This window comes from Paenibacillus gyeongsangnamensis, from assembly GCF_027533625.1.
Classification (GTDB): Bacteria; Bacillota; Bacilli; order Paenibacillales; family NBRC-103111; genus Paenibacillus_G; species Paenibacillus_G gyeongsangnamensis.
On record NZ_JAQAGZ010000013.1, the window covers coordinates 130,246 to 155,807 of the forward strand.

Here is a 25,562-nt window from a genome sequence, read left to right on the forward strand (position 1 = left end):
AATAGGATGGATTGGGGTGGACTGCATGACAAGCAAGCCATGGCTTCGCCACTACCCAGAGGAGGTTCCGCCTTCCTTCGACTATCCGAAGCATAATCTCGCTTATTTCCTGACGCGGACCGCCGAGCTTTACCCGGACGCGACTGCCCTTGATTTTATGGGCAAAACGATGAGCTACCGCGAGCTGAACGAGGCGGCCTGCCGGTTCGCCCGCTCCCTGCAGGGGCTTGGCGTACGGCAGGGAAACCGGGTAGCGGTGATGCTCCCGAATTGTCCCCAGACGCTCATCGCTTATTTCGGCACGCTTCTGATGGGCGGCATCGTCGTAATGACGAATCCGATGTATACCCCGAGGGAGCTGGAATACCAGCTGAAGGATTCGGGGGCGAGAACGATCGTGACGCTCGATCTGCTGTTCGACCGGGTCCGCCGGACGGCCGAGTCCGCCGGGCTCAGGCAATTGATCATCACCTCGATCAAGGATTATTTGCCCATCCCGCAAAAATGGCTTTACCCGCTGAAGGCGCGGGCGGACGGATTGGACCGCAAGGTCGCCTACGGCAACGGGGTGTACGCGTTCCTGGCGCTGCTTCGCCGCAGCCCGTCCGTCACCGTCAGCGTGCAGGTCGATCCAGACCGCGATGTGGCGCTGCTGCAGTACACCGGCGGGACGACGGGGCTGGCCAAAGGGGTGATGCTGACGCATTCGAATCTCGTGGCTAACACGATCCAGAACCGGCTGTGGGCGTACCGCTCGCAGCCGGGGCGCGAGGTGTATCTTGCGGCGCTACCCTTCTTCCATGTATTCGGGCTTACCGTCCTGCTCAATCAGGCCGTGTACTTGGCCGGCAAGCTGGTCATCGTGCCGCGATTCGACCCGGCTCAGCTGGTGCGCACGATCCGCCGCACCCGACCGACCGTCTTCCCGGGCGCCCCGACAATGTATATCGCTCTGCTTCAGCGGAGGGACATTCAGGCTGGGGATTTGTCCTCGCTTGACATTTGCATCAGCGGAGCCGCTCCGCTGCCGATGGAGGTGCAGGATCGGTTCGAGGCGCTGTCCGTCGGCCGGCTGATCGAAGGCTACGGGCTGACGGAGGCTTCCCCGGTTACGCACGCGAACAATATTTGGGAGAAGCGCAAGCTCGGTTCGATCGGAATTCCGTTCCCCGATACGGAGGCACGGATCGTCGACCCGGCGACGGGGGAGGAGGTTCCGCCCGGCACGATCGGAGAGCTTGCGGTCCGCGGTCCGCAGGTGATGAAGGGCTACTGGAACCGTCCGGCCGAGACGGCCCAGGCGCTGAAGGACGGCTGGCTGCTGACCGGAGATATGGCCCGGATGGATGAGGACGGCTATTTCTATATCATGGACCGGCGCAAGGACTTGATTCTGGCCGGGGGCTTCAATGTATACCCGCGCGAAGTGGAGGAGGTACTGTATGAGCACCCGGCGGTTCAGGAGGCGGTCGTCGCCGGCGTGCTGGACCCGTACCGGGGCGAGACGGTGAAAGCCTATATCGTACTGGCGAGAGACGCTGACGCTTCGCAGGAGGAGCTGACGGCCTGGTGCAGGGAGCGGCTTGCGGCTTACAAGGTGCCGAGAATTTATGAATTCCGCGACAGCTTGCCGAAGACGATGGTGGGCAAGGTTCTGCGCCGGAAGCTGCTGGAAGAGGAGGCGGAGCGCAGCCGGGAGGAGGAGACGGAATGAACCGCCCTTGTCTGAACCGGCGATGGCGGGGCTAACAGGGAAGGAACGAACAGATCGCCGGTCGCGGGGGAGGAGGAAAAGCTATGGTCAGGGAAACGGGGGACGGGCGGGATCGGGTGCGGCCTCCGGTGCCGGAAGCCTCGGATTCCGGCACGCGTGAAGGCCCGGAGGAGAACGTCTCCGGCACGGAGCTTCAGGCCGGCCTCAGCGAGGAGCTGCGGCAGCTGGCCGAGAAGACGCCGGAGGGGACGTTCTGGGATCTGCTGGGCGCCCAGGTGCTGCGGGCGAACGGGAAGCAGGCGGTGGTGCGGCTGGACGTTCAGCCGCATCATCTCAACATGATCGGCATTACGCACGGCGGCGTGTACGCTTCCCTGCTGGATTCCGCGATGGGGCTTGTCGCCATGATGGCGAGGCCCAACGATAAGGTCGTGACGACGAATCTGAACGTCCATTTCGTCCGGGCGGCGGACGGCGGGACGATTACGGTGACGGCGGACTGCGTTCATACTTCCCGCACCCAGATTACGGTGCAAGGGTTCGCCTGCCGGGAGAACGGCGATCTGTGCGCTTTCGCTACAGGCAGCTTTCGGATATTGGAGCCCCGGAGCGGAAAGGGCTGACGGCCGCAAGAGCACGGGAACGTTTCATTGAATAAAGGCGGGTGGAGCTGGGGGTAAGGCGGTTCCGGCTACCGCTGCCGTGTTCGTCTCACCGGGCCGTTTGCTTGCTTGGTCATCGCTGTTTTGCCCGAAACCAGAAACCACCCGCATGCTGCCGGGCCATCGGAGCCTTGCCCGAATCCGCCCGCCGCCTGTCGGCGGCCGTTAATCCCAGACAAGCTGCCGGTAATTTTTCCGAAATCGAATAATCCTTACCCCAGTTCTCCCGGGATTCGGATGACATGCTCCCGGATGATCTTGTACGATAAAGACAAGATCTCAAGCGTCTTGGATGGAGAGGAGGCATAGGAACAAGTGCAAGTGCTTTCATTACCCTTTAAACAGGCGTACGGCAATCTAAAAATTAAACACAAGGTGTTCGCCCTCATCTCCTTGATTATGGCGTTCTGTTTCCTCGTAACGTATATTTCCCTGCAGTATGCCTATTCGATATACGACGAGCAGCTTTATTCCAAATCATCGCAGCTGCTGAACCTATCTTCGAGCGGCGTCGAGAACGAGCTGAAGAAGCTGGACCGGCTTTCTTTTACGATCGCTACGGATTTGCAGATTCAGAACCTGCTCGCTTCCATTACGGATACGACCCCCGAGTTTGAGAAATATAAAATCCGTGCCGGCATAGCGGACAAGCTCGTACAGTATGCGGGCTATGAAAAATACATTTATTCGATCGAGATCATGGATCCGGCCGGCGGACAGGCCATGGCGGGAGAATCGTCCCCCACGGCTTTCATGAGCCTCGCTTCGATCCTCAGCGAATCCGCGCTGGGCTCCGGGGAGACCCGCTGGATTTATCCCGGTCCGGATGAGCACTATTTGACAGCCGCCCGGGAAATTCGTTCCTATCAGAATAATCTGAGCCTGACCCGGCTCGGAACGCTTATCGTGCGGATCCGGTTCGACAAGATTGTGGAGGATGTTGTGGCGGGCACCGAGCTGAAGAACGGCGAGATGCGGATTACCGCAGCTAATCATACGATTTATCCCGTCCAGGCGAAGGCGGCGGGCGCTCTTCCGGCGCCGGTCAGGGAAGAATGGCAGCAAGGTTATGTGATCCGGCAGCTGAACGGGCAGCAGTACTTTTTGACGCAAATCCGTTCCGGTTACCTCGGTTGGACTTACCACAGCGTCATTCCTTTCGATCAAATCTTCAATAAGATTATTCTGATGAAAAATGCGCTGCTCATCGGTTTCATCGCCGCCGTTGCGGCTGTCATGGCACTGGCTATCCAGTTCGCAAGAAGCATAACCCGCCCCATCGAAGGCTTGATTGTCCGGATGCGGCAGGTGCAGATGGGCCAGTTTGATCAAGGGGAAGCGGATCTAAGCGACAGCACCTCGCTGCAGATGGATGAGGTCGGGCAGCTGCAGCGGACGTTCCGCATGATGGTACGGCAGATCAACGAGCTGATTACGGAAAACTACGCCAAGCAGCTGACGATCAAGGAGACGCAGTTCAAGGCGCTTCAGGCGCAGATCAACCCGCACTTTCTCTACAATACGCTGGAGTCCATCAATTGGCTTGCCAAAACGAACGGCCAGCAGCAAATTTCCCGCATAGTGGAAGCGCTTGGCTTCCTGCTTCGCAGCTCGGTCAGCATGAAGAATACGCTGATTTGCGTCCGGGAGGAGCTGGACATTGTCACGAATTATATCACGATTCAGAAGTACCGCTTCGAGGAACGGCTTGATTTCCGCATGGAGGTACCCGAGGAGGCAGGCCGGCTGACGCTGCCGAAGCTGACGCTGCAGCCGCTGCTTGAGAACTCCATCCATTACGCGCTGGAAGCGATGGTGGAGCCCTGCCAGATCCGCATCACGGCGCAGCGGGAAGAAGGCAAGCTGCGGATCACGGTGGAGGATAACGGTCCCGGCATGGACGAGCTGCTGCTGGCGCAGGTTAGGAGCGGGGAAGCGCCGACCCGAGGGAACGGGATCGGCCTGAAGAACATCGATGAACGGATCAAGCTCGCCTTCGGCGATGCCTACGGAATCGAGCTCGACAGCGCGCCCGGCGAAGGGACGCGCGTCTCGGTTCTCATTCCGGACGAAACGGGGGATACCGATGTATAAAGTGCTTCTTGTGGACGACGAACGCATCATCCTCGACGGCATCTCTTCCGTCGTGGATTGGAAGGGAGCGGGGACCGTGCTTGCGGGAACCGCCCGTAACGGGCTCGATGCCTTCGAGCTCATTCAGCGGGATCCGCCGGACATTGTCATCAGCGATATCCGTATGCCGGGCATGGACGGACTGGAGCTGTCGGCGAAGGTGGCGGAGAGCTATCCCGGCATCAAGCTGATTCTGCTGTCGGGCTTTGGCGAATTCGAGTATGCCCGTTCCGCCATGCAATACGGCGTGCGTCATTATTTATTAAAGCCCTGTAACGAGAACAGCATCGCGCAGGCGCTGCGCGAGCTTGTGCTTGAGCTGGATCGGGAACGGAAACGCGAACAGTTCGTGAGCCGAATCCGGGAAGGGCTTAATAAGGTGCTCCCCCATGTGAAGGAACAGTTTCTGAAGGAGTTCGTCACGAACAAGACGTACGGAGGCCGCGATTGGGAATATTATCGAAGCTTGTTCGGGCTTGATCTGGAGGATCACATGGTGCGCCTCCTGCTATTCCGGCTGGAGGGGGATTTTGAATTCGAGCACTTGTTTGCCGTGAAGAACATCGCCGAGGAGCTGCTGGAGAAGACGATTCTAAGCTCTACGGTGGGAGAGCATGTGCTTATGGTTGTACTGGATACGGAACCTGTGGACGAGCTGCATGCCCGTATAGGACGCATCCGCGAGACGTTCCTGCAGTATTACAGGATCGAGCTGACGGCCGCGCTTAGCGAGCCGGGCGAAATCACCCGCGCGCGGAGCCTGTATAAGCAAACGCTGGAGTGTTTGAATCACCGTTTCTATGTAGGCGAGGGCAGCCTGATTACGAAGCAGGATCTGCTGCGGGCGGGACGGAATGAGAGTAGCGATTTTACGTTCGAGGAGGACGACGTACTTCTGCCGGTCAAGACGGGGTGCTGGGACGATGCCGCCCGGGAAATCGACCGTTTTTTTGCAGCGGTGGCCGGCTTGCGTTCGGACATCACGACGGCCAAGTCTTATGTGATCCAGCTCTTCATGGCCATGATCCGGCTGGGGGACGCCGGGGCGCTCCCCAACGGAATGGACAAGCTGGTGCAGCTGATGGAGCTGGATACGCTGCAGGCGATTCAAGCTTTTTTCAAAGAAACCGCACGCGGGATCACGCTCAGCCATTATGAGCAGACGCGGAGCAAGCATTCCGCCATTGTCGGCAAGGTCATCGGCATCATCGGGGAGCATCTCGGAGATCCCGGTTTGTCGCTGAACTGGGTTGCTCACCGGATGCTGTACATGAACTCGGATTACCTCGGCAAGCTGTTCAAGAAGGAGACGGGCGAGAAATTTTCCAATTACGTGATGAAGGTACGGATTGCCAAGGCGACAGAGTTGATCGGGCAGCGGTCCGATATCAAAATCTTCGAGCTGGCGGAGCAGCTGGGCTTCGGGGACAACCCTCAGTATTTCAGCCAGGTGTTCAAAAAAAACGTAGGCTGCACGCCGTCAGAGTATATGAAGAGCATCTGGGGCACTTCCGACATTTGAACAACTGGTGTTTAAACAACTGATTTTTAAACAAACAACTCGGAATATTGAATTAACTTTTACCCTCAAAAACTCAATAATAAGCATGTAAGCAGTTACAAAGGGGAGGGTTCTAAAGATGAAAAAAGCGGTAATGACGATGCTGTCGCTATCCCTGGCGTTGACGGCGGCAGGCTGCGGCGGGAATGCAGCGGCGCCTTCCGGCGGCGGGGATGCAGGGGCCAAACCGTCAGCATCGGCGGGCGCAGGAAGCGGCAAAGATCCGGTGAAGCTGCGAGTGGCCTGGTGGGGAGGACAAGCACGCCACGATTATACCCTGAAGGTCATTGACCTGTACCAGCAAAAAAATCCGAACGTCAAGATCGAGGCCGAGTATGCCTCCTTCGACGACTATTGGAAGAAGCTCGCTCCGCAGGCGGCGGCGAACGATTTGCCGGACATCATCCAGATGGACATTTCCTATCTCACCCAGTACGGGGGCCGGAACCAGCTGGAGGATCTGACCCCTTACACCAAGAACGGTACTCTTGACGTCAGCTCCATCAGCCAGAATACGCTCAGCGGCGGTCAAGTGGACGGCAAGCTGGTTGCCTTGACGGCGGGCGTCAACGCCCTCGCTTATATCGTCGACCCGGCGGTGCTGCAGAAGACGGGCATCGATTCGCTGAAGAAGGATTGGACGTGGGACGATATCGATGCGGCCGGAGCGAAGCTGAAATCGGCCGGCAAAATCATGGGCGGGCTTCGTCATGACGTATTCTTCCCGTACTATTTGCGGACGCTTGATCAGAAAATGTACAGCGCGGACGGCGCATCTCTGGCTTATCCCGACGACAAGCCGTTTATCGACTATTTCAAGCGCTACCAGAAGTGGTATGATTCGGGCTACCTTCTCCCGCTCGATAAAGAAGCGCAGAAGAAGGGAACGCCGGAGGACGATGAAATGGTGATGGGCAACTCCATGTCCTCGAACGGCTGGTCGAACCAGTATCTCGCTCTGGCCGCCGCAGCGAAGCGCCCTCTGGAGCTGCAGCCGATGCCGGGGCCGAACGCGAAGAAGGGGATGTTCCTGAAGCCGAGCATGTATTTCTCCGTCTCGAAGAACTCGAAGCAGAAGGAAGAAGCGGTCAAATTCGTCAACTTCTTCATCAACGATATCGAGGCGAACAAAATCATCAAGGGCGAACGCGGCGTCCCGGTATCGTCCAAGGTTAAGGAAGCGCTCAAGCCGCTGCTGTCGGCGGATGAGAACAAAGTTTTCGATTATGTCGCTTGGGCTGAGCAGAACAGCTCGCCGATGGACCCGCCGAATCCGATCGGCTCCATCGAGGTAGAGAAGCTGCTGAAGGATACGAGCGAGCAAATTCTGTACAAGAAAATTTCCGTCGAAGACGCCGCCGCGAAATTCCGTAAGGAAGCGAACGCGATTCTGGCGAAGAATAAGAAGTGAAGTTTGGATGTAAGTCCCGTGCGGCCGGCCGTACGGGACTTTTTTTTGTGTGGCGGCAGTATGAAAGTGCAGTACTTTTATGGTGAGGCTCAGAATGTTAGCTGATCTCTCCTCGAGTCGGGTAGAGTCTAGGGAACCTCGCTCGCTTATTCTAGTGCTTGGAAGTACTCAGAGGTTCATTACAGCGGTGAAAGTCAGCTATTGGCACGTTGTAATGAACAAAGAGTCACTAGTACTGAACCCAGGTTCGTTACCGGCAGGAAAATCGGTATAGTCCCGCGTTTACTGAACCTGCGTTCCCTAGTAGTGAACTTCGCGACCGCTAAAGTGCTCGGAGGTTTATTACAGCGGTGAAAGTCAGCTATTGGCACATTGTAACGAACAAATATTCACTAGTACTGAACACAGGTTCGTTACCGGCAGGAAATCGGCAAAGTCCCGCGTTTACTGAACCTGCGTTCCCTAGTAGTGAACTTCGCTTCCTCTAAATGCCCAGCTGCCATTTCCCCCTTTACGCGGCAGGCGATGACATGGTCCTCCCCTCTCACGAGTCGGTTTTTTAAACAAAAAGACCGGAATTTTGCATTCAGCCTTTCCGTGCGTTTCCCTATAATGAAGGTTATAAAGGCGCTTGATCATGCTCCATACTACGCCTATTCCACGCAAGGGGTTGAAGCATATGAAGCTGAAGCTGAGGGAAAACGACAACATCGTCGGTTACGTGTTCACAGCTCCGTTCATTCTCGGTTTTCTCATCTTTACGCTGTATCCGATTCTGTCATCGCTCTACTATTCGTTCACCACGTACAACTTAATGGAAGCGCCTACTTGGGTGGGCGTGCAGAACTATCAGAAGATCTTCACGGATGACGATAAAATATGGAAGTCGCTCCGCGTCACCTTCGTCTACGTCTTCGCCAGCGTCCCGCTTCGGCTCAGCTTCGCGCTGCTCGTGGCGATGCTGCTGAATACCGCGATTCGGGGCATCGGGGTGTACCGATCCGCCTACTATTTGCCGTCGCTCATCGGAGGCAGCGTCGCCGTCTCCATCATGTGGACGCAAATCTTCGGGGACAAAGGCGTGCTGAACTCGCTCCTGGGGCTGATCGGCATCCAAAGTACGACCTCGTGGATCGGCAGCCCCTCGACTGCTCTCTGGACGCTGATTGCGCTGTCCGTCTGGCAGTTCGGATCATCCATGCTGATTTTCCTTGCGGGTCTCAAAAATATTCCGCACTCTTATTACGAAGCGGCTCAAGTAGACGGCGCCAACGTATTCTACCGGTTCTTCCGGATTACACTGCCGCTGCTCAGCCCGATCATTCTGTTCAACTTGATACTGCAGACGATTTCGGCCTTTCTTACGTTTACGCCGGCCTACATCATTTCCCGGGGCGAGGGCGGACCGCTCGACAATACGCTGCTGTATTCGCTGTACCTGTACCGCAGGGCGTTCCAATTCTTCGAGATGGGCTACGCTTCCGCGATGGCCTGGATCATGCTGGTAATCATCGGCGTCATCACGCTGCTGATTTTCAAATCGGCATCGTTCTGGGTGCATTACGAGTCGAAGGGAGAGAAGTAACATGCCGGTCTATACGAATCGTACCAAGTCGTTCCTGTACCATCTGATCGTCGGCGGACTCGCGCTGCTCATGATATACCCGCTTCTGTGGCTGGCGGCCAGCTCCCTGAAGCCGAACCAGGAAATCTTCGCGAACGCGTACAGCCTGATCCCGAGCCGTCTCGAGTTCTCCAACTATGCCAGCGGGTGGAAGGGCTTCGGCGGAAACAGCTTTGCCGTCTTTTTCAAAAATTCGTTAATCATCTCCGTCCTCGCCACCATCGGTGCCGTCGCATCTTCTGCGCTCGTGGCCTACGGACTTGCCCGGATTTCGTTCCGGGGCAAAAGCTTCTGGTTCGGCTGCGTCATGATGACCCTGATGCTGCCGAGCGACGTGACGGTCATCTCCCAGTATGTCATGTTCGCCAAGCTGGGCTGGCTGTCGTCGTTCAAACCGATCATCGTACCCGCTTTCTTCGGGATGCCGTTCTTTATTTTCCTGATCATGCAGTTTATCCGGACGATTCCGCCGGAGCTCGACGAAGCGGCCAAGATGGACGGGTGCAGCAAATACGCCATCTTCTTCCGCATCATACTTCCGCTGATCGTGCCGGCGCTCGTCACTTCCACGATCTTCTCGTTCTATTGGCGGTGGGATGATTTCTTCCAACCGCTGCTGTACTTGAACAAGCCGGCGTTCTATCCGGTATCGCTCGCGCTCAAGCTGTTCCTGGATGCGGAATCGCTCAATAACTGGGGCGGACTGCTGGCGATGTCGACGCTCTCGCTCGTTCCGATTGTGGTTGTTTTCTTTCTATTCCAAAAATATATCGTCGAAGGCATCAGCACCAGCGGACTGAAAGGCTGACCCTGCGATGCATCGATCAGAAGAAGGAGCTATCGATATGCCAGCGCTGATTTATGACGAGAATGAAATTCGCCAAGCGATCGACCGGGTGGTCCGCCGCACGTTCCAAATGGACTTCAACTGGGATTGGCCGGGAGGCGTCGCTTTTTATGGCGTAACCGAGGCCTATGAGGCTACGGGCAAGGACGAGTACATGGAACTGCTGAAGGCATGGGTCGACGAGCAGTTGGAGGACGGCCTGCCGAAGCTGACCGTGAATGGAGTGTCCATCGGATACTCGCTGCTCAGCCTATACAAGGCCACAGGCGATGAGAAGTACATGGAGTTCGCGGTGCAAATGGCGGATTTCCTGAAGAACGAAGCGGTGCGGTTCGCGGACGGCATTTTCCAGCATACGGTCAATTCGGAGTCGTATAACTTCCCGCAGCAGGCTTGGGTCGATACGATGTTTATGGCAGGGTACTTCCTTGTCCGGATCGGCTCGATGCTGGACAGGCAGGACTACCTGGAGGACGGCATCAAGCAGTATCACGGGCACGAGGAGTTTCTGCAGGATCCGGTAACGAATCTGTATTACCATGGCTGGGACCATCTTGAGCAAAATCACATGTCCGGCATTTACTGGGCCCGCGGCAATGCGTGGGCGGCGATCACGATGGCGAGGGCGCTTCGCCTTATCCATGTGACGCATCCGTCGTTTATGATCATCGAAGGCTCTTTGCGGGATCAGCTCAGCGCACTCGTCCGGCTGCAGTCGGAGAGCGGCCTGTGGCATACGGTATTGACGGACCCTGCCTCCTACCTGGAAACGTCGGGCTCGGCGGGCATAGCGACGGCGCTCATCTCCAGCGGCAAAATGTACAATAAATACGTGAACCGTTCCGTTCAAGGCATTTTGGCCCGAATCACGGAAGAAGGCGCAGTGACGGGCGTGTCTGCGGGCACGGCGGTCATGCGGGACATCGAAGGCTACAAGGGAGTCCCTTACAAAAGAGTGCAAGGCTGGGGCCAAGGCCTTGCCCTGACGTTCCTGTCCTCGCTGCTGGCGCGCCAGGAATGGTAAGCGGGTACCGTATTCACAGTTGGAGCTGAGCTGAGAGAGGTGGTAAAAATAAACAGAGCCAGAAAAACATTCCCTGGCTCTGAATCAGATCGTTCCCTTCAAGCTTTCACCACCCCGATTAAGCATATGACATGGATTTAAAATTGAGCTTGCCGGTTGTTAATTGTACTAATTCCGGGAATGAAAAGATTTCAGCCAGTCGTTTAAGTCTTCTATAGATGGCTCTCAAAATAACGGAATCCATCTCGGTGATCATGCTTTCATTAGCCATGTAATCCTGGAAGCTGATCTTAATCAAAGAGTCGCTATCCCTTAAATTAACGGAAGATTGTTTAATGGGACTGTAGCCATTATCCAAGATATAGATCGTTTGGTCGGATGCGCTCCGAAAAAGTTCAACGCATCTTTTGCTGAGCACAATGGTTCTTATTGTCCGGCCGGAGTGATCTGCTATGGTAAGCAAACGGTTGATCAAATCGAGAGAATCGTTCGTTAAATAAACCAGCTCGTTAATCTCTATTCCTTCGATAAGCAATCGAATAATGACCGCATCTTGAGCATTTACACATTGGCGCTCAATAGAAAGCATTTTTTCAAGCGTAATATTCTCCACTACATCATCCCTTCAAATAATAAATGACCTTCTTTGCATAGGGAATAAGATAAGAACGGTCGACATGCTGATGAATATAATATTCATCCTTGGAAACGACAGTCACTCGATGTTTAGATTCGCCATCCAGCGCGTTAATATCTTTGTGAAGGAAAATACTGTCTTTGTTTATCGACAAAAACAGCCTGATTTCTCGCAAGGTATACGAGTGATCAACCAGAAGTTCTTCTGGAATTTCGTTGTAATTGTATACGACCATTTGACACCTCCAGCTTGTAATTCGAGGCCGCGTTATCGTACCTTAAACTCAAATTCGCTCTTGAGAAAATAATCGCCTGCGATAATCACGGCTTCCGGATCATGCTCTTGAATACAGCCCCCGAAATCGACATATTGATGTCCTCGCCACACGGAAACCGGGACTTCCATAAACATGGCGTTGTCAAAATCCACTTGATTCTCAAGCCGCTGGTTTTGTGTAAACAATGCTGATCGCCTCAACTTTTTTTGTTTTTTAAAGAACAGGGATCATTTTCATTTTCTTCTCCATCATGGAACTGCATAAGGGGCAGGTCGGTTTCTTAGCAAAGGAATAATCCTCTCTCATCCATCCGGAGCACGCTTCTTCGCAGCACATCCAGACGGAGGTATGGGCTACCGGGGTCGGCTCTTTCGATCTTTTGGTAAAGTACATACAATCACCTCCTGACTTAGCTTTGGCAACAGTTCAGCTTACCCCTGACCTACGGAGGTAAAAAAAATCACACATTATAAAATGTATCCCTCTACTCCGCGATACATTTTATAATGTGTGATTTGACTGTTTATTTCCATCAATATCTCATTATAACACTGATCTTGTAGGATAGCAATGTTCTTCTGACTGAGGGAAGGGGATCGATTGAATTATAGTCACTTTAGGGATAGGAGCTCCTGAAGTGACTGATTTCTTGATGGCTTGCCGATCGGCTGGTCAATTCAGACTTAAGATCAGGAGACCACTTTAGCTTTGAAAATATTGCCTAGCTTCCCGTCAAAGCGTTTGTTCAGCGGGTTTTTCATATCCCTGTCGAGCTCACGGAAAAACATATCCACTTCCACGGATTTGGTCTCCAGCTGAACGTTTAGAACACCGGCCGAAGCGATATCCTGATTATCGTCAAGAGGCACAGAGGTGACCACCATATACTTCTTCATTAGTGTCTTCATATGCCTGGAGAAAGATTCAATGAGTTCGTGGTTCTCAAATTCATTGATCGCTTGTTTTCCTTGAGTCGTAAACCATAGTTCCACCTTCATGTACATCTTCCCTTCGTTAATCTTCTATTTCGGCGGTCTGGGTACGGCCCAAGAATCCTCTTGACGGGTTTCCTGTTTTTCTTCAAATTCCTGGCTTGAAATGCCCTGAATCCTGGCGCCCTTTGACATAGCTTGCTGATAATCATTTAATGCAGCCAAGCTGGCCTTGGTTATATAGGCCCGTCCGTTTTCTTCAATAAAAAGGATCCGGTCCCCCGCATCCACTTCCAGTAATTCACGAATGCTTTTTGGAATGGTGACTTGCCCTTTGCTGCTGATTTTTGCAATTTCCAACGGAATTCACCCTTCTTTTATTTTTATTGCTTTTCTGAAAAACAAAGAAATAATTACATTCTTTACTTTCTTTACTTTTGTAATTATAACCCGCTTTATAGAATGTGTATACTCTTTTTCAACGGACCTAATGGTTGCATTCCACTAAACCGGACTGGGCGGCAGCCCATAAAATGCTTTCCGGAGCAAACGTTTTTGAGATGCGACTTGTGTTTTATGAATTTATAGTGCATACTAAGGTTCTGGTTGAAGAAGTGCTTGTTGTTGTGTAATGTCGCGGGGTGGAGCAGCCCGGTAGCTCGTCGGGCTCATAACCCGAAGGCCGCAGGTTCAAATCCTGCCCCCGCAACCAACTTACAAAGTAAATCTCGAAGTTCCAGCACGCTGCATCGGACTCAAGGTCTTAATCCCGGGTGCTTTATTTATTAAGAAGATGAGATGCTTTTGCTTATTTGGATGATTATGTTAAGATTATGTAAGTAATGGAAATTGATTCCAATTCGCATATTGAAAAGGGTATTCATTTTTTAATGGAACTTTTTTCAATGTGTGAATTTTTTTATTTTACAGAAAATGAACATGTTACAATTCTAATTTTGGAGGAATTACAATGCAAACAGGTACGGTTAAATGGTTTAACGCAGAGAAAGGTTTTGGTTTTATCGAGGTTGAAGGCGGAGGCGACGTATTCGTGCACTTCAGCGCGATCGAGGGAGAAGGTTACAAATCGTTGGACGAAGGCCAACGCGTTCAATTTAATGTGACCCAAGGTAACCGAGGACCTCAGGCTGAGAACGTCACGAAAATTTATTAAGATACAGTCAGCCAAGCTGCTCCAACGTAATGGGGCAGCTTTTCAATTGATTGAATGGAATTAAAATCAGAAAGAAGTGGTGTCCAGATCAATACAACCGATTCCGAGAAAAGAGCTATTTTCGAGACCATTGCGATATTATTCATTTTTACTCCAACTCCCTCCCCGTAACTCTTAAAGAGAAGTCTTCAGAGCAAGAGAATGCCGAAGAAGCTTCAGACCTCTAATACAACCATGCCGTTGTCGATGACGGACACCCGCAGGTCGGAGTCCACCAACGGATTTTAATTTTGAAAGGCCCCTTGCCTTCTTTCTCTTTGATGCCATGAAAAACACGGTTCTCAATGAGCGGCTGAAAATAGCAGCTTTGACTACCTTTGCAAGACTTCAACTGCACGCTGAAATTCAAACGTCAGGTCGAATTTATCCTCGTACGGGTGTTTCCACAGGCACCAACGCGGCTCTGCTGCTGCTGACGTAGCGGCTCCAGGGTAGAGAGTTTATTACGGAAAGGGCTGGTTGAAGCTTCTCCGCTGCGGGCGGAAGCTTCAACCAGCCTTATTTCTGTCGCTATGTACATGTCTAATGATGAAACAACGCAGCGGGGATTTGATTTTTTTTTTGGCTTGACAGTGTGGTTGTTTTAAAATATAGTAAACGCATCGGAATTTACGTTAACTGACTCGTCAGTTAATGGAAAGGGGCGGATGGTGATTGCACCCGTAACGGGACAGGAACAAGAACAGGACCGCCGACAGCAGCTGATGAGCTGCGCGCTCGAGTTGTTTGCTAAGAAGGGGTATCACAATACGAAAATCTCCGATGTGGTCAAGGCGGCTGGCGTATCTCAGGGCACCTTCTACTGGTACTTTGAAAGTAAAGAGCAGCTGACTCTGGAGTTGATCCATAGCGGCAAGGAGATGCTGGCCAAAGTCATCGGGCAAGGCTACCGCAAGCACGCAGGCAGCGTGGAAGATATGGTGAGCTCGTCGGCCCGGCTGCTGACGGATTTGTTTGAATTTGCGGATCGGAACCGTTACTTAATGGCGCTGCTGCTGATCAAAGGCCAAGGCGCGGATCCGCCGGTAAGAGAAGCGGTATCGCAAACCTGGATCGCCTTCGAGGAAGCCTTCAAGAGCAATGTGGAGCGTGCCATTGAGCTCGGGATGCTGCCAAAATTCAAGGATATCACGCTTCGGGTGAACATTCTCGTGAGCTTAATTACAGGCGTACTGTCCAAATGGTTGTTCGGACCGATGCATGACGTCGATTTTCAATCGAGCTACGCTCCGGACCAAATAGCCGAAGAAACGGCAAGGTTTGAAATTTGCGGATTATTGGGATAATAACGGAAAAATGGAATCAAGATAAAACGAGTACATTCGGATCATCAGGAGGTTTCATACATGTCGACCAAATCAAAAAAACTATTTACAACCGTCACCTTGTTAAGCGCCATCGTTATTGCGCTCGCGGGCTGCGGCGGAAAGACGGCGCAGCCGTCGGACACTACAGGCAATAAAACGCCCGGAACGGCGGCCTCGGCCAACTCGCTAGAACAAATCAAGAAATCCGGAAAGCTCAAAGTGGGCTTGATGGGCACGTATGCCCCTTACAACTTTTTGAACGATAAGCATGAGGTGGACGGATTCGATGCGGACGTGGCCAAGGAAGTCGCTAAGCGTCTGGGCGTGCAGGCGGAATTCATTACCGGTGAATTCTCCGGCTTAATCGAAGGTCTCCAGAAAGAGAAATATGACGCATTGGTCAGCCAGGTGACGATTACCGACGACCGCAAAAAGACGATGGATTTCTCCACGCCGTATATCAAGAATGCCGTCAATGTCATCGTGAAGGCCGATAATACGACGATTAAGTCGATTGACGATTTCAAGGGCAAGAAGGTCGGCGTAGGGCTCGGCACGAACGATGAAAAATATTTGCGGGAGACGGTTCTTCCGAAAGTCGGGAACTTTGAAATTGCAACTTACAATGACGTCATTACTTCTTTGACGGATTTGAACGTCGGCCGAATCGATGCGACGATTAACAACGTATTCGCGATTAAGCCGCTGGTGGAAAAAAATAATTTCAAGATCAAAACCGTTGGTCAGCCGATTAAAGAGGATTCGGCCGGCATCGCGATCCGCAAGAACAATCCCGAGCTTCTGGATGCCATCAACAAAGCGCTGGCGGATATGAAGTCCGACGGAACGTTCAAAACCATTTTCCAAAAATGGTTTGGGGTGGACCCGAACATTTAACGGGTATGGAACGGAGAGGATGAACGGATGGATCTGGTTTTAAACAACATCCCATTTCTGCTAAAGGGTGCCTACTATACCTTACAGATTACGCTCGTCTCGATGGTGTTCGGCTTCTTCATCGCATTGATCGTGGCGATCGCCCGGTTAAAGGGGAACAGGCTTTTCCGGGGCCTGGCACAAGGGTACGTTTCGATCATTCGCGGAACGCCGATCCTTGTCCAGATCTTTATCGTATACTACGGATTACCCGATTACGGAATCAAATTTGGGCCGCTTACAGCGGCCTATATTTCGCTCAGTATCAATATCGGCGCCTATTTATCGGAAACGTTCCGGGGCGCCATTCTTTCTGTAAGCAAAGGGCAGACGGAGGCCGCCTTGTCGCTTGGCCTGACGCCTTGGCAGACGATGCGGAAGGTCGTGCTGCCGCAGGCGGCCCGGGTCGCGATTCCTCCGATGGGCAACACGTTTATCGGGATGCTGAAGGAAACGTCGCTCGTCTCCGTCGTTACGGTAACGGAGCTGCTCCGCTCGGCTCAGCTGCTGATGGCTCAGTATTACGTAGCCATGCCTTTTTATATTGCGATAGCTCTTATGTATTGGGTGATGAGCATGATCTTTTCCAATATTTTAGACCGCATCGAACGAAAGTTATCCAAGGCTTATTAAGGGCGTGCGTCATATGATCGAAGTAAACAAACTAGGTAAAAGCTTTCATGAGCTCGTCGTGTTTCAAAATATCGATTTGCATATTCGTCCTAAGGAAATCGTGGTTCTGGTCGGCCCAAGCGGCTCCGGAAAAAGCACGCTGCTGCGCTGCCTCAATGGACTTGAGGAGCCGAGCGCGGGAACGATTCGCGTGGGCAATGCCGTGTTGGAAGCCTCGATGGACGGGCAGGCCAAGAAGCAGGCGGTCCGTAACATTCGCGCCTTAACGGGTATGGTGTTTCAATCCTTTAATTTGTTCCCGCACATGACCGCACTGGATAATGTCATCATGGCTCCTATGGCTGTGAAAAATATGCCCAAGGAGCAGGCCGTTCAGCTTGGCGAAGAGTTGCTGTCCAAGGTGGGCCTACTGGAGAAGAAGTATGAATATCCTTCCCGTTTATCCGGAGGACAGCAGCAGCGGGTAGCCATTGCGAGGTCTCTTGCCATGCAGCCGCAGGTGATGCTGTTCGACGAGCCCACGTCGGCCCTCGACCCGGAGCTGACCGGGGAAGTATTGTCGGTCATGAAGCAGCTGGCGACGGAAGGGAAGACAATGATTGTCGTCACCCACGAGATGAGGTTTGCCAGAGAGGTGGCCGACCGGGTCATCTTTATGAGCGAAGGAAAGATTCAAGAGGAGGGCGTGCCCGAGCAGTTTTTTGCAGAGCCCAAGACGGAGCGTGCCCGCAAATTTTTAAGGCAAATCGGAGAATAGCAGCAGGAGGTGATGTCGTGGGACCTATCAAGGAAGAGCATCTAAAGGAAATTGCCGCGAGGGCAAGGCAGATTATGGAAAGGGAGAAGCTTGATGCTTTGGTGGCATCGAGCTGTGAGAATTTCTATTACCTGTCCGGTTATCCCAGCACGTTTATGTATACCTTGCGGATGAACGAAGTGGCGCTAGCTGTCATGCTTCGCAATCCCGACCGGAAAACCGTCATCATTATGAATGAGTTCGAAGCGGCCGGCGTTCCGGCGGATTTGCCCGGCTGCGAAGTGAGAACTTATCCGACGTGGGTGGATGTCGACGACCCCTTCGGGCTGAAGGGCGGCCAATTCCAAGGGAAACGGCCGACGGCTCACCAAGTGCAGGAGATGTTCGGCATGCTACGTCAGGTGCTGGAGGAAAATGGGATATCGGCGGGCAGAGTCGCGGTGGAGCTGAATACGATGCGTTATCCTTCCGTAACGGCGCTGCGCGAGGCGGCCGGAGGCTTGGAACTGCTGGAAGCAAGTCCTGTCTTTACAGAGCTGCGTGCTATCAAGACGCCTTGGGAGATCGAACGGCTTCGCAAGAGCTGCGCTTATGCCGAAGCGGGCATTGCCGAAACCGTCCGCGGGATCCAGGTCGGCAGCTCCGCGGCCGATATTGCCCATGCTTACTTGCAGGCCCTTATGAAAAATAGGGAAGGCTCGACCTCCCGATTCCATATGATTTCCGTCGGAGCGAGCTTCGCACCGGCGCACCTGTTCGATACGCGTCCAAGCGAGCCTGGCGACTTGATTAAATTTGATGTGGGCGTGGATGTGGAAGGTTACGGATCGGACATCGCCCGAACGTTCGTGCTGGGGACTCCTTCCGGTACGGTGGAACGGGTGTACAATGCCCTGAGAACCGGGCACGACCGGATTCTGCAACTGATTGAACCGGGAAGAACGATGCAGTCGGTCTTTGACGAGGTAATGAGCCTGATTCGCCGTTCGGGACTGCCGAATTATAACCGTGGCCACTTGGGGCATAGCGCGGGTTTGAGCCTGGCGGCCGAGGAGCCCCCATTCCTCAGCCCGGCAGAAAGCACGGTCTTCCGCCCGGGCATGGTGATTTGTTTGGAAACGCCGTATTATGGCTACGGCGTAGGCTCGATCATGATTGAAGATATGGTTCTGGTAACGGAAGACGGCTGCGAGCGGCTCAACCGCCTGTCCCGGGATCTTATTTCCCTGTAAAGCACAAAAAATTGAAAGATAACCACGGATCCTGTGCGGAGTGGTTATCTTTTTATTTTCGAATGGGTATTGACGGTCTTCCCGTCATGTATTACCATAAAAATGAATGAATAGTTCATTCATTTTTGGGGAGGCTATGATCATGGAGAAAATCCATACGAAGTGGTCCGTGAAAGGCAAGTATGTAGTGATTACCGGTGCTACAAGCGGCATTGGTCTTGCCGCGGCCAAGGAGCTTGCGAGAAGAGGCGCAAATCTGGGCATCGTCGCCGTAACCCGGCAAAAGCGAATGAGGTAGCCGCTCGGTTGAAGGATATTGCAGAGGACCGCATCAAGGTCGACATCTTTCTGTGTGACATGGCTTCGCAACAATCCATACGTCGTGCAGCCGCCGATATTCTGGAGAGATGGCCGCGGCTTGACATTCTGATCAACAATGCGGGGGCGATGTTCGTAACCCGGCAATTTACGGCAGAAGGTATAGAGATGACTTGGGCGGTCAACCATCTGGCTCCCTTCCTGCTCACGACACTGCTGCTTGACCGGTTAAAGGAAAGCGGAAATGCATGTGTCATTACCACCGCTTCTCATGGCCACAAATTTGCCGCGAAAGGAATCAGATTCCATGATCTTGGTGCGGAAAAGTTTTATCGTTTTCCGAACAGCCTCATGGGAGGCTCTACTAAGCGTTATGGCGAGACCAAGCTCGCCAATATCTTGTACACGGCTGAATTAGGGAGGCGGCTCGATGGAACCAGGGTCACTGCGGCTTGCTTCGATCCTGGGTTGGTATCAACGAACTTTAACCAAGACAACGGTTGGTTGGCCCGTTTGACCATGACTGTGATGAAACGGTTTTCCCGCAGTCCCGAAAAAGGCGCCGAAACCTTGGTTTGGCTCGCGGACTCGGACGAAATGAACGTCTCCAGCTGGGGGCTATTACAAGGATATGCAAGTCGAAATTCCGTCGGAGCCTGCTCGGGATGAGGCTGCGGCCAAGCGATTATGGGATGTAAGCAAGGAGCAGATTAGGCAGAAGGGATCAATAATTACGGAAGTCTTGACTGATTTGAAATGATGGAGAGTGAATGGCAGTGAAGCGAACAACAGAGTCACAATTGGACGCACAACCCGATGAACGCAAGGAGCAAATCAAGAGAGCGGCTCTTAAAGTGTTCGCCAAGAAAGGAATCGACGGAACCAAAATCAGTATGATTGCGGCTGAAGCCGGTATTAGCCAAGGGTTGTCCTACCGCTACTTCAGTTCCAAGGAAGAGATCCTCACCGTTCTTGTGCAGGAAGCGATAGACAATTCTCAGACTGCGATCAGGAATGTTCATCATTTGCCCGGATCGCCCAGAGAACAAATGAGAACATTTACCCAAAACATGCTGGATGAGAGTCATAAGCAATACATTATGCTGCTCCAGCATGCGTTCGCCTCGGATGAGGTGCCGGAACAGGCTAAGCAAATGATAGAACAATATTCTCCGAGCGAAACGATTAATCAATTTGTTCCTCTATTCCTGAAGGGACAACAAATCGGCGAATTTTGTGAAGGCGACCCGCATACGTTGTTGTTCCTGTATTTCTCGGTTATCACCGGTCTTATGCTGCAGGACACTCCGCCCCCCCGAGGGTCTTGGATTCAAGAGATCGATACCATTATGAAGATGATAACGAAATGAGCCAAGCTAACTGCATTCAAGATCAGACCGAAGAGGAATGATGGTTTCCGCACTTTACTTTAGAGCTATTCTTGATGCTTCTTGAACGAGGCTCCGATCGGGAGATTGGATTAATTTGGCCGTGATGATATAGCGGTTAGGGGCATTTCCGATATAGGAAAACGGATAGCAGGTGATCAGAGTAAGTATTGCGTCCTGGCTGGGCTTAACGGCGTGTTCCTCGTGTTGGCTGACAATGATGTGGCTGACCATTTGATAGCGGAATGTGCCTTCGCTGGTCTCGACAACGATTTCATCCCCATTACGAAGCTGACCCAGCTTGCGGAATACCCCGTCGCGGTGGCCGGCAAGTACGGAATTTCCATTGGAGCCAGGGGCGGGAGTAGCCGGATCATACCCCACCCCTTCTTTCAAATCCTCATCGGTAATCCCCCGGACAATCGGAAATTGTTTATCAATGGTGGGAAAAATAATTTTTCCTACCAAGTGAGTGTTTACGGGTGCGGCCGCCTTCGCCTTGGAAAACGATTCGGGATCGCGCTGCGTCTGATCCCATACTTCGATTCCTCGCTGAATCTCGATTTCGCCGCTGCCGATCTGATACGCGCTGTAGAAGACCACGCCGAGAGAAACCGCAAAAATAGCGCTTAATATAAGGGTCCAGCCTCTCATTGCTTATGTACCTCTTTGATGCGTCTCCATAACGCGACACCTGATATTCCCGCAACAAGAAAACCTTCCAATCCCCACGAATACCACATGGTTCCTGTATTCGGCAGCGAGTAGGAGCCGACGATGGCGTGCGTCGAAGTATCCCCGACATATGAAATTTGCATTTCCGTCCCTGTCGGACCCGTCTGAGAGGAAGCCGGTTTATTCGTCCCGGATTCTCCCTGATTACTCGGCGAATTCGTGTTGTCCGCTCCCTGCGAACTCGTATCGTTTGAACTCACCGCTTCCTGATGCTCCATATTGGTCATACCCGGATTGTTCGTATCCGGCGGGCTTGTGCTGCCCGAGCTCGACGAATTCGAATGCGAATCGCCTGTATGAGAGTCAACCGGACCTGATCCCCCCGGGTGGCTTGGATTATCCGTGTTACCGGGATTACCCGGAGTTCCGGGACTACCTGGATTACCCGGAGTACTCGGAGTGCCAGGATTACCCGGGTTGCCGGAATCGCCGGAATCGCCCGAGTCCCCCGGATTGCCTGGATTCCCCGGATTGCCTGGATTGCCTGGATTGCCCGGATTCCCTGGATTCCCCGGATTCCCCGGATTCCCCGGATTCCCTGGATTCCCTGGATTCCCTGGATTCCCTGGATTCCCTGGATTCCCTGGATTCCCCGGATTACCGGGATGGCCCGGACCGCCTGAGGAGAGCCCTGTCTCGAACATGATGATTTGAGTCGCTAAGACCAGCGGGCGAACATACCGTTTTTTTTCAAGTTTGCCCCTCATTGCTTACACACCGCCTATGTTCAACTAGAATCATATGTCATCTTATTCCTATTCTGTAACCGTATTTATAAGGCAAATCCGTGCAGCTTCATCCTTTAAATGGATTATAAAGGCGGTTTACCCTCTTATCTCAGCGTTAATGTTTGCATACTGCGTTTGGCCCCCCTGGTTTCACCTCCTCGTTAAGATCATTTACAGCAACTTGGAAATTTTGTTCATTTAGATACATATTGTATCAAATTACAGCGTTTTGCAATAGTATTTTATGTCCGGGTATTCCTGAAGCTTCGACAATGCGATCCATTGCTGTTTTGAATCGAATATTGTAAAAAATTATCATTTATTGTTGAGATTATCCCTGTATTTGTATAATTCAGCATGACACAATCCGTATCATAAGGGAGGCATTGGAAGGGATATGGAAAAAGGCCCCAAGACCTGGACGAATTCCATAGGCCATGAGGCTGATGCCATAGCGGGTTGTCGGATCAAAGAAAAAGACCGCTCCCGCTTCTTAAGAGAAGCGGAGAACGGCCTTCGTTGCATACGGCTTAATTAATAAAGCCGACATAAACGAGCAGCCGCTTGAGCACGGTTGCCGCTTGAGCGCGGGTAGCGATTTCTTGCGCACCGAACTGATCGGCGGCGTAGCCCTGCAGGAGGCCGGCTTCTACGCTCTGGGCCGCGGATTCTTTAGCCCATGAAGGGATTTGAGTGCGGTCCTTGAACCTCGACATCAGGTTCGTCTCCGCCGTCTCCGGCAGCTTCACCGGCTTGCCTGCCAAGCGCAGCGCCTTGGCCAGCAGCACGGCCATTTGTCCGCGGGTGATGCTTGCGGACGGCTTGAAGCTGCCGTCCTCGAAGCCCTCGATGAGTCCGGCCTCGGCTGCGGCTCCGATCGCTCCGGCAGCCCAGTGGCCGGACGGCACATCGCTATATTTGGAGGCTGCGGTCCGGTCAGGCAGCCCGAGCGCACGGACCAGCAGGGCGGCGAACTCGGCGCGGGTGACTTCCTTATCCGGGGCGAAGGCGTTGTCCGATACGCCTTGAATCAGCAGCTTGCTGGCCAGGCTCTCCACCTCGGCGGCCGACCAGTGGCTTTGAACATCCTTGAACGACTTCTTGCCCGTTGCGAGTGTAACGGTTCCGGCTTGCAGCAGGTGCACCGACGCTGCCGTGCCGCTGCCGCTAGGACGGAACACCGCAGGAGTAAAGCCGACTCCCGTTTGAGTATTATACGTTAATGCGGTAACCGTAGAGGAGGCTGTATCCTTCGCCGCATAGAGGCTGAGCTCCGCATACTTTCCTCCGTTCGGCTGCGGCAGCTCTACGGCCTTGCCGTCCGCGCCGGTAATTCGCAGGCGAAGATCCACCGGTCCGGGCGGCAGCTGGCCGAGCCCGCGGCTCTCCACAGCTTGCTTGACCCCGTCAGCCGCTGAGCCGGACAGCGTCTTCAGAGTAACGGACAAGGTCGCATTCGCCGCATCTGCGGCATTATTTTTGAACCAGGTCAGCGGAACGGCAAACTCAATGTCGCCTGCCTTGAATCGGATCACGGTAGATGAAGCGACCGCAAGATCTGCATTTACCGTATCCGCAGGCAGGGTAAACCTTACGGCAGCGCTGCTGCCCTTTGCTTCCAGCATCAGGATCTGCTGATCCGCAGTCTTGGCCTTCAGCTTATCCAGCGCTGCCGCCAGCTTCTCTTTGCTTACTGCTGCCTGAGTAACGGGCGTACCGTCGACGTCTTTATCCGCGGTCAGGTCGGACGCCTCGAACGTCAGCTTCTCCCAGCCGGTATCGGTGCCGGACGATCCCGCCCCGCCCGATCCTGCCGAACTGCCTCCGCCGGACGATCCGCCGGAGGTACCGCCTGATCCGCCGGTACTGCCGGAGCTGTCATCCTTCGTACGGAAGCTTACTGTCGGCCCCCCAGTACTCCATAAGCCCACTGCGTCGCCCGCTTCGACTCTCAGGTTGTACGTGTGCAAAGGGCTGAGTCCCGTCAGATCATACTGGTACACGCCGCCATAGACGGACGACTGTACGGTCAAGGCGCTGGCGTAAACCGTCGCAAGTACCGACGCGTCATTATAGATTCGGTAGGAGGTTACTCCGATATTATCCGATGCCGGTAACCATGCAAGATGTGCGCTGCGGGTCGTAATATTGGTCGCGGTTAAGCTCTTCATCCACAATACGCCGGCCTGAATGTTTCTCCAGAACTCGCCGGCTACCGCCTGATACCCCTCCGGACTTAAGTGAATGTTTGCCGGGCTCGGAATATAGGTCGTCGCCTTGGCTGCGATCAGGTCCTTGGTCGGCACAAATGTCGCACCCATGGTTGCAGCCGTCTGCTTTAGCGCCAGATTGAGCTGATCCAATACGGTTAGCAGACCCGCTTGCTCTTGAGCCGATAAATAAGGAAAGGCGTTATAATAGCCCATGACATACAGATCGGCTTTCGGACTTAAGCCTCTAAGCTCGGCCAGAATCTGATAAACGTTGCTCTGCACGGTCAGCAGCATAGGCTGAATTTCCTCGGGATTCAGGTAGACGCTATGCGTTACGGAATCCTGGTGCAGCAGACCCAGAAGATCGTTTGCCCCGGCATCCAGCGTTACAAGATTGGCGTTTTTTGCCACGTCGCGGATAGCGAGGCCGTTTGGATCGGGCCGGCCGTAAACATCCTTCGTCACATTGGCCTTCAAATCCGTTAGCACGTCGGCTGTCGTATACTTAGGGTACGAGAAGCGTTTCTCGTAGCCGACGAGACTCCCTGTCCCCTGGATGCTGGCAGCCAAATAATCCGCATAGCTGAGACCTGCCGTATTCGTTGGCGTTACGCCATAGGCTAACGAATCGCCGAGCGCGAGATAGGTTACGTTCTGGGACCAGTGCGGCGGGATGGAATCGGCCGCAGAGCTTGCCGCGTCCGACGCCGATACCAACAGCGGGGATGCAGCCGAAGCAAGCAGGGCTGCGAGTGCGATTGAAACAACAGCTTTGCTGAACATAGTACCTCCTTGTAATCATTCAGATTAAGAATATGAATGCGATCCATTCGATACAAACAAGTGTTAGGTCCATATGGATGGAGCGACCTTTTCGCCCCGTTCGCTTCAGCTCTTTCCGCCTCCTTTACAACATAGCGAATTTATTTTGATACTAAATGTATCAAAGCCCCTGTAAATATACCACAGTTTCCCTCTCATGGTAAATAAATCTGTGAAACCAAATGCAGCTGAAGCGAATATAAATCATGGCGATAATGGTTATTTTTTAGGTTATAATTAACCAATAAAACAACTTTAAAACTTGTAGAAGGCCAGAACTTCTGGGAATATTTACGGCAGTATACATTGGCACGATTCTTGCTGTATCTATACAGGGACAGGGGGGAAGAGGAGTCTATAAAAAACAGAAGGTAATGAGACCAGGATAAACGGCTACACCATCCTTGTCTTACAAGGACCAGCGCGTTTACCAAGGT

At 53.1% G+C, this 25,562-nt stretch carries 24 protein-coding genes, 1 tRNA gene and 2 pseudogenes; 17 read left to right on the plus strand and 10 right to left on the minus strand.

Annotated elements, in window-relative coordinates; genetic code table 11:
* The first annotated feature begins 25 nt into the window (after nucleotides 1-25).
* The 8 genes from O9H85_RS20240 (at nucleotide 26) to O9H85_RS20275 (ending at nucleotide 10,976) form a co-directional block, all read left to right on the plus strand.
* Nucleotides 26-1,714: a long-chain-fatty-acid--CoA ligase gene (locus O9H85_RS20240; RefSeq protein ID WP_269883234.1), complete on the plus strand. Its 1,689-nt coding sequence runs from the start codon at nucleotides 26-28 to the stop codon at nucleotides 1,712-1,714.
* 83 nt (nucleotides 1,715-1,797) lie between these two features.
* Nucleotides 1,798-2,337 carry a PaaI family thioesterase gene (locus O9H85_RS20245; RefSeq protein WP_269883235.1) on the plus strand — a complete coding sequence of 180 codons (540 nt, stop codon included), beginning with the start codon at nucleotides 1,798-1,800 and terminating at the stop codon, nucleotides 2,335-2,337.
* A gap of 354 nt (nucleotides 2,338-2,691) precedes the next feature.
* Complete coding sequence (locus O9H85_RS20250) at nucleotides 2,692-4,470, plus strand: sensor histidine kinase (RefSeq protein ID WP_269883236.1); 1,779 nt, start codon at nucleotides 2,692-2,694, stop codon at nucleotides 4,468-4,470.
* Nucleotides 4,463-6,031: a response regulator transcription factor gene (locus O9H85_RS20255; RefSeq protein WP_269883237.1), complete on the plus strand. Its 1,569-nt coding sequence runs from the start codon at nucleotides 4,463-4,465 to the stop codon at nucleotides 6,029-6,031. The genes O9H85_RS20250 and O9H85_RS20255 overlap by 8 nt, the downstream gene beginning before the upstream one ends.
* A 118-nt stretch (nucleotides 6,032-6,149) precedes the next feature.
* The gene (locus O9H85_RS20260) at nucleotides 6,150-7,481 is read left to right on the plus strand and encodes an ABC transporter substrate-binding protein (protein ID WP_269883238.1); all 1,332 of its coding nucleotides are present in this window, start codon (nucleotides 6,150-6,152) and stop codon (nucleotides 7,479-7,481) included.
* A 679-nt stretch (nucleotides 7,482-8,160) separates the two neighbouring features.
* Nucleotides 8,161-9,066 carry a carbohydrate ABC transporter permease gene (locus O9H85_RS20265; protein WP_269883239.1) on the plus strand — a complete coding sequence of 302 codons (906 nt, stop codon included), beginning with the start codon at nucleotides 8,161-8,163 and terminating at the stop codon, nucleotides 9,064-9,066.
* Between the two features lies 1 nt (nucleotide 9,067).
* Nucleotides 9,068-9,913 (plus strand): carbohydrate ABC transporter permease, encoded by an 846-nt coding sequence (locus O9H85_RS20270; RefSeq protein ID WP_269883240.1) that lies wholly within the window; start codon nucleotides 9,068-9,070, stop codon nucleotides 9,911-9,913.
* Between the two features lie 37 nt (nucleotides 9,914-9,950).
* On the plus strand, nucleotides 9,951-10,976 hold the full coding sequence (locus tag O9H85_RS20275) for a glycoside hydrolase family 88/105 protein (protein ID WP_269883241.1): 1,026 nt from the start codon (nucleotides 9,951-9,953) through the stop codon (nucleotides 10,974-10,976).
* 118 nt (nucleotides 10,977-11,094) lie between these two features.
* Here O9H85_RS20275 and O9H85_RS20280 read toward each other — a convergent pair whose 3' ends face one another.
* The 6 genes from O9H85_RS20280 to O9H85_RS20305 all read right to left on the minus strand — a co-directional run bounded on the left by O9H85_RS20280 (nucleotide 11,095) and on the right by O9H85_RS20305 (nucleotide 13,182).
* Nucleotides 11,095-11,589: a hypothetical protein gene (locus tag O9H85_RS20280; RefSeq protein WP_269883242.1), complete on the minus strand. Its 495-nt coding sequence runs from the start codon at nucleotides 11,587-11,589 to the stop codon at nucleotides 11,095-11,097.
* Nucleotides 11,590-11,593: 4 nt separating this feature from the next.
* Nucleotides 11,594-11,848, minus strand: a complete 255-nt coding sequence (locus tag O9H85_RS20285; protein WP_269883243.1) for a hypothetical protein — start codon at nucleotides 11,846-11,848, stop codon at nucleotides 11,594-11,596.
* Between the two features lie 32 nt (nucleotides 11,849-11,880).
* Nucleotides 11,881-12,075 (minus strand): hypothetical protein, encoded by a 195-nt coding sequence (locus tag O9H85_RS20290; RefSeq protein ID WP_269883244.1) that lies wholly within the window; start codon nucleotides 12,073-12,075, stop codon nucleotides 11,881-11,883.
* A 28-nt stretch (nucleotides 12,076-12,103) separates the two neighbouring features.
* Nucleotides 12,104-12,283: a cold-inducible protein YdjO-related protein gene (locus O9H85_RS20295; RefSeq protein WP_269883245.1), complete on the minus strand. Its 180-nt coding sequence runs from the start codon at nucleotides 12,281-12,283 to the stop codon at nucleotides 12,104-12,106.
* Nucleotides 12,284-12,579: 296 nt separating this feature from the next.
* Entirely contained in the window at nucleotides 12,580-12,888 is a 309-nt protein-coding gene (locus O9H85_RS20300; protein ID WP_269883246.1) for a hypothetical protein, read from the minus strand.
* 24 nt (nucleotides 12,889-12,912) lie between these two features.
* Nucleotides 12,913-13,182 (minus strand): AbrB/MazE/SpoVT family DNA-binding domain-containing protein, encoded by a 270-nt coding sequence (locus O9H85_RS20305; protein WP_269883247.1) that lies wholly within the window; start codon nucleotides 13,180-13,182, stop codon nucleotides 12,913-12,915.
* Nucleotides 13,183-13,457: 275 nt separating this feature from the next.
* On the opposite strand from O9H85_RS20305, the gene O9H85_RS20310 reads away from it, so the two are divergent.
* Nucleotides 13,458-13,534 (plus strand) — tRNA-Met (locus O9H85_RS20310).
* 258 nt (nucleotides 13,535-13,792) lie between these two features.
* Nucleotides 13,793-13,996 carry a cold-shock protein gene (locus tag O9H85_RS20315; RefSeq protein WP_269883248.1) on the plus strand — a complete coding sequence of 68 codons (204 nt, stop codon included), beginning with the start codon at nucleotides 13,793-13,795 and terminating at the stop codon, nucleotides 13,994-13,996.
* On the opposite strand, the gene O9H85_RS20320 is transcribed toward O9H85_RS20315, so the two are convergent.
* Nucleotides 13,993-14,142: a hypothetical protein gene (locus tag O9H85_RS20320; protein WP_269883249.1), complete on the minus strand. Its 150-nt coding sequence runs from the start codon at nucleotides 14,140-14,142 to the stop codon at nucleotides 13,993-13,995. The two genes, O9H85_RS20315 and O9H85_RS20320, sit on opposite strands and share 4 nt — an antisense overlap.
* Nucleotides 14,143-14,760: 618 nt before the next feature.
* Between O9H85_RS20320 and O9H85_RS20325 the strand changes: the two genes are divergently transcribed.
* The 7 genes and pseudogenes from O9H85_RS20325 (at nucleotide 14,761) to O9H85_RS20355 (ending at nucleotide 20,609) form a co-directional block, all read left to right on the plus strand.
* On the plus strand, nucleotides 14,761-15,342 hold the full coding sequence (locus tag O9H85_RS20325) for a TetR/AcrR family transcriptional regulator (RefSeq protein WP_269883321.1): 582 nt from the start codon (nucleotides 14,761-14,763) through the stop codon (nucleotides 15,340-15,342).
* 60 nt (nucleotides 15,343-15,402) lie between these two features.
* On the plus strand, nucleotides 15,403-16,260 hold the full coding sequence (locus O9H85_RS20330) for a transporter substrate-binding domain-containing protein (RefSeq protein WP_269883250.1): 858 nt from the start codon (nucleotides 15,403-15,405) through the stop codon (nucleotides 16,258-16,260).
* 27 nt (nucleotides 16,261-16,287) lie between these two features.
* A complete protein-coding gene (locus O9H85_RS20335; protein WP_269883251.1) occupies nucleotides 16,288-16,932 on the plus strand; it encodes an amino acid ABC transporter permease in 645 nt (214 codons plus the stop codon).
* A gap of 103 nt (nucleotides 16,933-17,035) precedes the next feature.
* A pseudogene (locus O9H85_RS20340) lies at nucleotides 17,036-17,689 on the plus strand (amino acid ABC transporter ATP-binding protein); the annotation flags it as partial.
* Between the two features lie 17 nt (nucleotides 17,690-17,706).
* Entirely contained in the window at nucleotides 17,707-18,921 is a 1,215-nt protein-coding gene (locus tag O9H85_RS20345; RefSeq protein ID WP_269883253.1) for a M24 family metallopeptidase, read from the plus strand.
* Nucleotides 18,922-19,057: 136 nt separating this feature from the next.
* A pseudogene (locus O9H85_RS20350) lies at nucleotides 19,058-19,999 on the plus strand (SDR family NAD(P)-dependent oxidoreductase).
* A gap of 10 nt (nucleotides 20,000-20,009) precedes the next feature.
* Nucleotides 20,010-20,609 (plus strand): TetR/AcrR family transcriptional regulator, encoded by a 600-nt coding sequence (locus O9H85_RS20355; protein WP_269883254.1) that lies wholly within the window; start codon nucleotides 20,010-20,012, stop codon nucleotides 20,607-20,609.
* 54 nt (nucleotides 20,610-20,663) lie between these two features.
* Here the strand turns inward: O9H85_RS20355 and O9H85_RS20360 are convergent, their stop codons facing one another.
* From O9H85_RS20360 to O9H85_RS20370, 3 genes are all read right to left on the minus strand, one after another.
* Nucleotides 20,664-21,281: a class D sortase gene (locus tag O9H85_RS20360; RefSeq protein WP_269883255.1), complete on the minus strand. Its 618-nt coding sequence runs from the start codon at nucleotides 21,279-21,281 to the stop codon at nucleotides 20,664-20,666.
* Nucleotides 21,278-22,069, minus strand: coding sequence for an LPXTG cell wall anchor domain-containing protein (locus tag O9H85_RS20365; protein WP_269883256.1), 792 nt, complete (start codon nucleotides 22,067-22,069; stop codon nucleotides 21,278-21,280). The genes O9H85_RS20360 and O9H85_RS20365 overlap by 4 nt, the downstream gene beginning before the upstream one ends.
* Before the next feature lie 551 nt (nucleotides 22,070-22,620).
* Entirely contained in the window at nucleotides 22,621-25,086 is a 2,466-nt protein-coding gene (locus O9H85_RS20370) for an S-layer homology domain-containing protein (protein ID WP_269883257.1), read from the minus strand.
* Between the last annotated feature and the right edge of the window lie 476 nt (nucleotides 25,087-25,562).

Coding starts and splice junctions, on each gene's coding strand:
- O9H85_RS20255 (WP_269883237.1), top strand. CDS start 4,463: ATGTATAAAGTGCTTCTTGTGGACGACGAACGCATCATCCTCGACGGC.
- O9H85_RS20260 (WP_269883238.1), top strand. CDS start 6,150: ATGAAAAAAGCGGTAATGACGATGCTGTCGCTATCCCTGGCGTTGACG.
- O9H85_RS20330 (WP_269883250.1), top strand. CDS start 15,403: ATGTCGACCAAATCAAAAAAACTATTTACAACCGTCACCTTGTTAAGC.
- O9H85_RS20240 (WP_269883234.1), top strand. CDS start 26: ATGACAAGCAAGCCATGGCTTCGCCACTACCCAGAGGAGGTTCCGCCT.
- O9H85_RS20315 (WP_269883248.1), top strand. CDS start 13,793: ATGCAAACAGGTACGGTTAAATGGTTTAACGCAGAGAAAGGTTTTGGT.
- O9H85_RS20275 (WP_269883241.1), top strand. CDS start 9,951: ATGCCAGCGCTGATTTATGACGAGAATGAAATTCGCCAAGCGATCGAC.
- O9H85_RS20300 (WP_269883246.1), bottom strand. CDS start 12,888: ATGAAGGTGGAACTATGGTTTACGACTCAAGGAAAACAAGCGATCAAT.
- O9H85_RS20365 (WP_269883256.1), bottom strand. CDS start 22,069: ATGAGGGGCAAACTTGAAAAAAAACGGTATGTTCGCCCGCTGGTCTTA.
- O9H85_RS20335 (WP_269883251.1), top strand. CDS start 16,288: ATGGATCTGGTTTTAAACAACATCCCATTTCTGCTAAAGGGTGCCTAC.
- O9H85_RS20245 (WP_269883235.1), top strand. CDS start 1,798: ATGGTCAGGGAAACGGGGGACGGGCGGGATCGGGTGCGGCCTCCGGTG.
- O9H85_RS20295 (WP_269883245.1), bottom strand. CDS start 12,283: ATGTACTTTACCAAAAGATCGAAAGAGCCGACCCCGGTAGCCCATACC.
- O9H85_RS20265 (WP_269883239.1), top strand. CDS start 8,161: ATGAAGCTGAAGCTGAGGGAAAACGACAACATCGTCGGTTACGTGTTC.
- O9H85_RS20355 (WP_269883254.1), top strand. CDS start 20,010: ATGGCAGTGAAGCGAACAACAGAGTCACAATTGGACGCACAACCCGAT.
- O9H85_RS20285 (WP_269883243.1), bottom strand. CDS start 11,848: ATGGTCGTATACAATTACAACGAAATTCCAGAAGAACTTCTGGTTGAT.
- O9H85_RS20270 (WP_269883240.1), top strand. CDS start 9,068: ATGCCGGTCTATACGAATCGTACCAAGTCGTTCCTGTACCATCTGATC.
- O9H85_RS20360 (WP_269883255.1), bottom strand. CDS start 21,281: ATGAGAGGCTGGACCCTTATATTAAGCGCTATTTTTGCGGTTTCTCTC.
- O9H85_RS20370 (WP_269883257.1), bottom strand. CDS start 25,086: ATGTTCAGCAAAGCTGTTGTTTCAATCGCACTCGCAGCCCTGCTTGCT.
- O9H85_RS20325 (WP_269883321.1), top strand. CDS start 14,761: ATGAGCTGCGCGCTCGAGTTGTTTGCTAAGAAGGGGTATCACAATACG.
- O9H85_RS20320 (WP_269883249.1), bottom strand. CDS start 14,142: ATGAATAATATCGCAATGGTCTCGAAAATAGCTCTTTTCTCGGAATCG.